This is a genomic window from Lachnoanaerobaculum gingivalis (assembly GCF_003862475.1).
GTDB lineage: Bacteria > Bacillota > Clostridia > Lachnospirales > Lachnospiraceae > Lachnoanaerobaculum > Lachnoanaerobaculum gingivalis.
Window position 1 is genome coordinate 65080 of record NZ_RRCO01000009.1, and the last position, 6337, is coordinate 71416.

Here is a 6337-nt window from a genome sequence, read left to right on the forward strand (position 1 = left end):
CCTTATTCTGTCTGACCGTAAAACCATTTTTCCGTATTTAAAAGGATTTCTCCAATATCATTTGAGTGAATAAACTCCCATCCTGCCCAAAGGAAGTTTTGATCTTCTGCAAGTTTATTATCATATTCAGGATTTGTCTGTGGGAATTTACCGTCTGCACCCAATATATCCGCCACTTCTTTTGATAAAAGGAAATCTATTAAAGGTTTACTGTTATCATAGTTTTTCTTTCTTGTCAAAAGGAATACAGGACTTATTATAGCTCCGTCCTTTGGCCAAACTACTGTAAGGTTTGAATTTTCCTTTATGGTCTTTGAAAAGAAATAAGGCATAATACTTACTGCAGGTGTATTAAAATCTTTTCTTCCTCCTGTCTTTACCATCTGTGCCGGATGCATTGACTTTAAAAGACCTCTTCCAAGTGCCTCAACAGCTTCCCTTCCGTATTTTGAATATATTCCAAGCATAATCGCATTAAACATATCCAAATCCGAGGTAGGAAGTGCTATGGAGTTTTCAAATTCAGGCTTAAACAGATCCTCCCATGAGGTAGGTAAACTTCTGTCTCCCAGTACGTCTTTATTTACAATAAAAATTGCAGGAACAACACCTATTATAGAATATTCTCCTTTCGGATCCTTTAAGGAAATCATTCCGTTATCTAGAGATTTATTTAATTTTCCCTGTCTATAGTCTATAAAAACACCCTTATCTCTGAATTTACCCATCAACTTCTTATCAAAAAACAGATTAAATCCTGCTGACATATATACATCCGACAAATCGTCTTCTGTCTTTGCATTCCTTATCTCTTCTTCAATAACTTCCATTCCCATACTTGCAGCATTCAGATTGTAGTTGATTTCATAGTTCTGACTTTCCACAAACTTTTCAAATCTCTCTATAAACTGCATTCTTACAGGACATGGCAATATTCCCTTTATAGAGGTCTTTGCATTTTCATCCTGATTTCTTACAATGCCGTTATTATCGGACATCACAGTCTTTCTCTCTATGGCCTCTACAAGTTGCTTTTCAAATACCTCAACATTTATATTCTTACTCTTTAATGCGGTTTCAAGGCTGAGAAGTTTACCCATTGATTTTCTCATCATATCGTTTTTTAGATTCTCAAATCCTGCACCTGCCAATACTTCTATAAGCTCAGGGTACTTTTCCGTAACATCATATACTTTATCTTTTATATCAAAGTATTTATTCATAATAACTCCTTTAACTGATTAAACAAAGCCGGATAAGAAAGTCCCGGCTAATACTATAGGTAAATCATATTCTAGTTTGAGTACGGTAAAAAATCTGTAACCGATGTTAATTAAACAAGTATTTATTATGTTTATAGTATACAATAATCGGCTTTATGATCTAAAAAGTTGTTTTAGGAAATATATATTTTACAACAAATATTCGTTATAATAAAGCTTATATCAGTATTTTTTTATTATTTGGGGGAATAAAATGAATAGAGAAAAGATTCAGGCTTTTTTGGCATTATTTACTGCTACATTTTTCTGGGCCTCAGCCTATATTTTTGTAAAACAGCTTTTAGAAGATGTGTCACCTTATATGATATTATCTTTAAGATTTTCTTTTGCCGCAATAATACTTGTATTTATTTATAATAAAAAGCTCTTGAAGATTAATTTTGAAATATTAAAAGCCGGTATAATAATGGGCATATTTCTTTTCGGAGAATTTTTTACATTTACAGTCGGCTTACAGTATACAACAACTTCACGCTCGTCTTTACTTATTGCATCGTATATTATACTGTTGCCTCCCGCATACCTTGTTATAATGAGAAAAAGGCCCTCATTATCCGATATAATTGTTTCAGTTATCTGTATGATAGGCGTATCCTTTATTTTAGGTAATAATCTTGGAAGCTTTCATATCGGTGATATATATTGCATACTTTGCGCTGTTGACTATGCTTTGTATATTGTTATTTCATCAAAGTACTCAAAACTTTATGATTCGGGAATATTGAATGTATTGCAGGTTTCCACTACAGCCGTTCTTTCTATCCTGTCATTAGTTTTAATAGGAAATAACAGGTTTTCCTTAAGTCCGGCAGACAGCTTTCAGTTAATATATCTTACCATATTTTGTACAACCTTACCTTTCTTTTTAATATTGTACGGTATGAAACATGTATCCGCCACAACAAGCGGAGTATTGCTCTCTCTTGAAAGTGTGATGGCTGCGTTTATGGGAATAATACTTTTACACGAGTCTTTTACTCCGAATCTCATTATAGGAGGAGCTATTGTAATATTTTCCTTTATATTGTCCGAAGTTTTACCTAAGATTATTAGAAATTGAATCGGATATTTTAAACAGTACTTTTATTATCATCCTGATTCCTGATAAATTAAAAAATACAAAAAAAGCACAAATCCTTCATTATAAGGACTGTGCTAAATTTCAAACTGCCGCAGACCGGAATCGAACCGGTACGGGTATTTCTACCCACGGGATTTTAAGTCCCGGGCGTCTGCCTGTTCCGCCACTACGGCATAAAAGCGACCCGAATCGGACTCGAACCGACGACCTCCGCCGTGACAGGGCGGCGCTCTAACCAACTGAGCCATCGGGCCATAATATTAAGATATAAATATCTTAGCTCCCTGAGTAGGACTCGAACCTACGACACTGCGGTTAACAGCCGCATGCTCTACCGACTGAGCTATCAAGGAATATTGCCCTTAGAAAACTAAGGGCAGTGGAGCTTCAGGGACTCGAACCCGGGACCGATCGGTTATGAGCCGATTGCTCTAACCAACTGAGCTAAAGCTCCCAATAAAGGCTTTCGCCAATGACCCCAACGAGATTTGAACTCGTGTTACCGCCGTGAAAGGGCGATGTCTTAACCGCTTGACCATGGGGCCGAACACTGTAATATTTTACTCTTTGTACAATAAAATGTCAAGTATTTTTTTTATAAAAGGTAACACTATGAACTTACTTCGTAAGTTCAAGTACGCTATTTTTCTAACTTTGTACTTCGCTTTGCTCGTACCCACTAAGAAAAATATGTGCCTTCAAAACTGCCTACCAAACTTAAAAATAAATTCCTTATCCTTTTGGTTAAACCCTCGACCTATTAGTAACCATCAACTTAATACATTACTGTACTTACATCTTGGCCCTATCTACCTCGTAGTCTTCAAGGGGTCTTACTGTTTTCACATGAGATATCCCATCTTGAGGGGGGCTTCACGCTTAGATGCCTTCAGCGTTTATCCCGTCCCGACATAGCTACCCTGCCATGGAGTCACTCTCCAACAGGTACACCAGCGGTCAGTCCGTCCCGGTCCTCTCGTACTAAGGACGGCTCCTCTCAAATATCTTACGCCCACGCCGGATAGGGACCGAACTGTCTCACGACGTTCTGAACCCAGCTCGCGTACCGCTTTAATGGGCGAACAGCCCAACCCTTGGGACCTGCTACAGCCCCAGGATGCGATGAGCCGACATCGAGGTGCCAAACCACTCCGTCGATGTGAACTCTTGGGAGTGATAAGCCTGTTATCCCCAGGGTAGCTTTTATCCGTTGAGCGATGGCAATCCCACTTTATGCCACCGGATCACTAAGTCCTACTTTCGTACCTGCTCCACCCGTCGGTGTCGCAGTCAAGCTCCCTTCTGCCTTTGCACTCTTTGAATGGTTTCCGACCATTCTGAGGGAACCTTCGAGCGCCTCCGATACTCTTTCGGAGGCGACCGCCCCAGTCAAACTCCCCGTCTGGCATTGTCCCCCGGCCGGATTACGGCCGCAGGTTAGAAATCCAGCAATACAGGGGTGGTATCCCAACGGCGACTCTGCATAAACTGGCGTCCATGCTTCTATGTCTCCCACCTATCCTGTACGAGTATTACCGAATCCCAGTACCAAACTGGAGTAAAGCTCCATGGGGTCTTTCCGTCCTGGCGCAGGTAACCAGCATCTTCACTGGTACTTCAATTTCACCGGGTGCATTGTTGAGACAGCGCTCAAATCATTACGCCTTTCGTGCGGGTCGGAACTTACCCGACAAGGAATTTCGCTACCTTAGGACCGTTATAGTTACGGCCGCCGTTTACCGGGGCTTCAATTCAAAGCTTCGTTTCCTGACTTCTCCTCTTAACCTTCCGGCACCGGGCAGGCGTCAGCCCATATACTTCACCTTGCGGTTTCGCATAGACCTGTGTTTTTGCTAAACAGTTGCTTGAGCCTTTTTTCTGCGACCACTATTCCTAGTGGCACCCCTTCTCCCGAAGTTACGGGGTCATTTTGCCGAGTTCCTTAACAATGCTTCTCCCGCCGGCCTTAGGATTCTCTCCTCATCTACCTGTGTCGGTTTGCGGTACGGGTACATATAACACAATAGCGGCTTTTCTTGACGGCTCCCTAACCGACTTCCCTACTAATTTTCGGTACGCATCACGTTTTCCCCTTGCATGGTGGTTTTTCCTCCCATACAGGTACTTCGCTTGCCCCGGTTTTTGTCCTCCCGGGTTCGGTTTTTAGTCTCCGTGTCCCCACAGTTCTGATTATATGTAGTACAGGAATCTGTACCTGTTATCCATCGACTACGTCTTTCGACCTTGCCTTAGGCCCCGACTTACCCTGAGTAGATCAGCTTTACTCAGGAAACCTTAGATATTCGGCCAAGAGGATTCTCACCTCTTTCTCGCTACTCATTCCGGCATTCTCTCTTCTTATTACTCCACCATTCCTTCCGGTATGGCTTCTACGCCTCTAAGAATGCTCCTCTACCAATGTATAATATACATTCCTAGGCTTCGGTGTTGTGTTTAGCCCCGGACATTTTCGGCGCAGGACCTCTCGACTAGTGAGCTGTTACGCACTCTTTTAATGTATGGCTGCTTCTAAGCCAACATCCTAGCTGTCTTCGAAATCCCACATCCTTTTCCACTTAACACACACTTTGGGACCTTAGCCGTAGGTCTGGGCTCTTTCCCTTTTGACTACCCAACTTATCTCGTGTAGTCTGACTCCCGTCAATCATCTAGCCGGCATTCGGAGTTTGATATCTCTTGGTAGGCTTTGACGCCCCCGCAAAAATTCAGTGCTCTACCTCCGGTAGACTAATAACGAGGCTAGTCCTAAAACTATTTCGAGGAGAACCAGCTATCTCCGGGTTCGATTGGAATTTCTCCCCTATCCACACCTCATCGCCACCCTTTTCAACGGATGTGCGTTCGGTCCTCCATTCACTTTTACGCGAACTTCAACCTGGACATGGATAGATCACCCGGTTTCGGGTCTACACATACTGACTAAACTCGCCCTATTAAGACTTGGTTTCCCTTCGGCTCCGTATCTTTAATACTTAACCTCGCCTGTACATGTAACTCGCCGGACCGTTCTACAAAAAGTACGCGGTTCACCTTTCGGTGTTCCACAGTTTGTAAACATAGGGTTTCAGGTTCTTTTTCACTCCCCTCCCGGGGTTCTTTTCACCTTTCCTTCACAGTACTATACGCTATCGGTCACTGACTAGTATTTAGCCTTGGGGGGTGGTCCCCCCTGCTTCCCACAAGGTTTCTCGTGTCTCGTGGTACTCCGGATACTGCTGGATTCAATATATTTTCCCTTACACGGCTCTCACGCTCTTTGGCCCGCTTTTCCAAAACGGTTCAGGTAATATATCTTACTCGTGTTGCAGTCCTCTACCCCGCAGTGCACGCACCACGGTTTGGGCTCTTACGATTTCGCTCGCCGCTACTTTCGCAATCACTGTTGTTTTCTTTTCCTCCGGCTACTTAGATGTTTCAGTTCACCGGGTTCCCCTCTGTACGTTATGTATTGGCGTACAGATACTTGGAGTTCTTCCAAGTGGGTTTCCCCATTCAGACATCTGCGGATCACTGAATATGTGCTTCTCCCCGCAGCTTTTCGCAGCTTGTCACGTCTTTCTTCGGCTGTCAGTGCCTAGGCATCCACCCTACGCTCTTTATGTTTAACCTCTTAAATCTTTTAGATTTAGTGTTTTGTATGACACTAGCGTGTATCATACACTTTGTTTAAAAATTTATTTTTGTTATTAAATATTAATTACTTAAAGCAATTAATACCTCGGATGTCTAATTATAAAATATTTATATAATTTCTCGTTTGGTATGCAGTTTTCAAGGTACATCATGCAGAGAACTTCTCTGCAAATGAGACTTAAAGATTCGAACTTCAACATCTTTCATCCTCTCCAAAGGAATATCTGATGTAGTCCCCACTTGTGGTAACACCATTGCTCCGCTTCGCTGCGCAAGGTGTGCTTTTTCACTAAGATTCAAGCTTCGCTTCGCTTGCTTT

3 protein-coding genes, 5 tRNA genes and 1 rRNA gene are annotated in these 6337 nt (G+C 42.2%); 1 reads left to right on the plus strand and 8 read right to left on the minus strand.

The window, feature by feature from the left end; translation table 11 throughout:
* Nucleotides 1-2: 2 nt before the first annotated feature.
* The gene (locus tag EHV10_RS14395; RefSeq protein WP_128675249.1) at nt 3-1223 is read right to left on the minus strand and encodes an ABC transporter substrate-binding protein; all 1221 of its coding nucleotides are present in this window, start codon (nt 1221-1223) and stop codon (nt 3-5) included.
* Between the two features lie 253 nt (nt 1224-1476).
* Between EHV10_RS14395 and EHV10_RS14400 the strand changes: the two genes are divergently transcribed.
* Entirely contained in the window at nt 1477-2343 is an 867-nt protein-coding gene (locus EHV10_RS14400; RefSeq protein WP_128675250.1) for a DMT family transporter, read from the plus strand.
* A gap of 108 nt (nt 2344-2451) precedes the next feature.
* Here EHV10_RS14400 and EHV10_RS14405 read toward each other — a convergent pair.
* The 7 genes from EHV10_RS14405 to EHV10_RS14785 all read right to left on the minus strand — a co-directional run.
* Nucleotides 2452-2537: transfer RNA gene (locus tag EHV10_RS14405), tRNA-Leu, on the minus strand.
* Between the two features lie 7 nt (nt 2538-2544).
* A tRNA-Asp gene (locus tag EHV10_RS14410) sits at nt 2545-2618 on the minus strand.
* A 26-nt stretch (nt 2619-2644) separates the two neighbouring features.
* Nucleotides 2645-2717, minus strand: a tRNA-Asn gene (locus tag EHV10_RS14415).
* 27 nt (nt 2718-2744) lie between these two features.
* A tRNA-Ile gene (locus EHV10_RS14420) sits at nt 2745-2818 on the minus strand.
* 19 nt (nt 2819-2837) lie between these two features.
* Nucleotides 2838-2909: transfer RNA gene (locus EHV10_RS14425), tRNA-Glu, on the minus strand.
* A 195-nt stretch (nt 2910-3104) separates the two neighbouring features.
* Nucleotides 3105-5993, minus strand: a 23S ribosomal RNA gene (locus EHV10_RS14430).
* 163 nt (nt 5994-6156) lie between these two features.
* Nucleotides 6157-6337: hypothetical protein (locus EHV10_RS14785; RefSeq protein ID WP_207667172.1), on the minus strand; the 181-nt coding region annotated here is incomplete at its 5' end.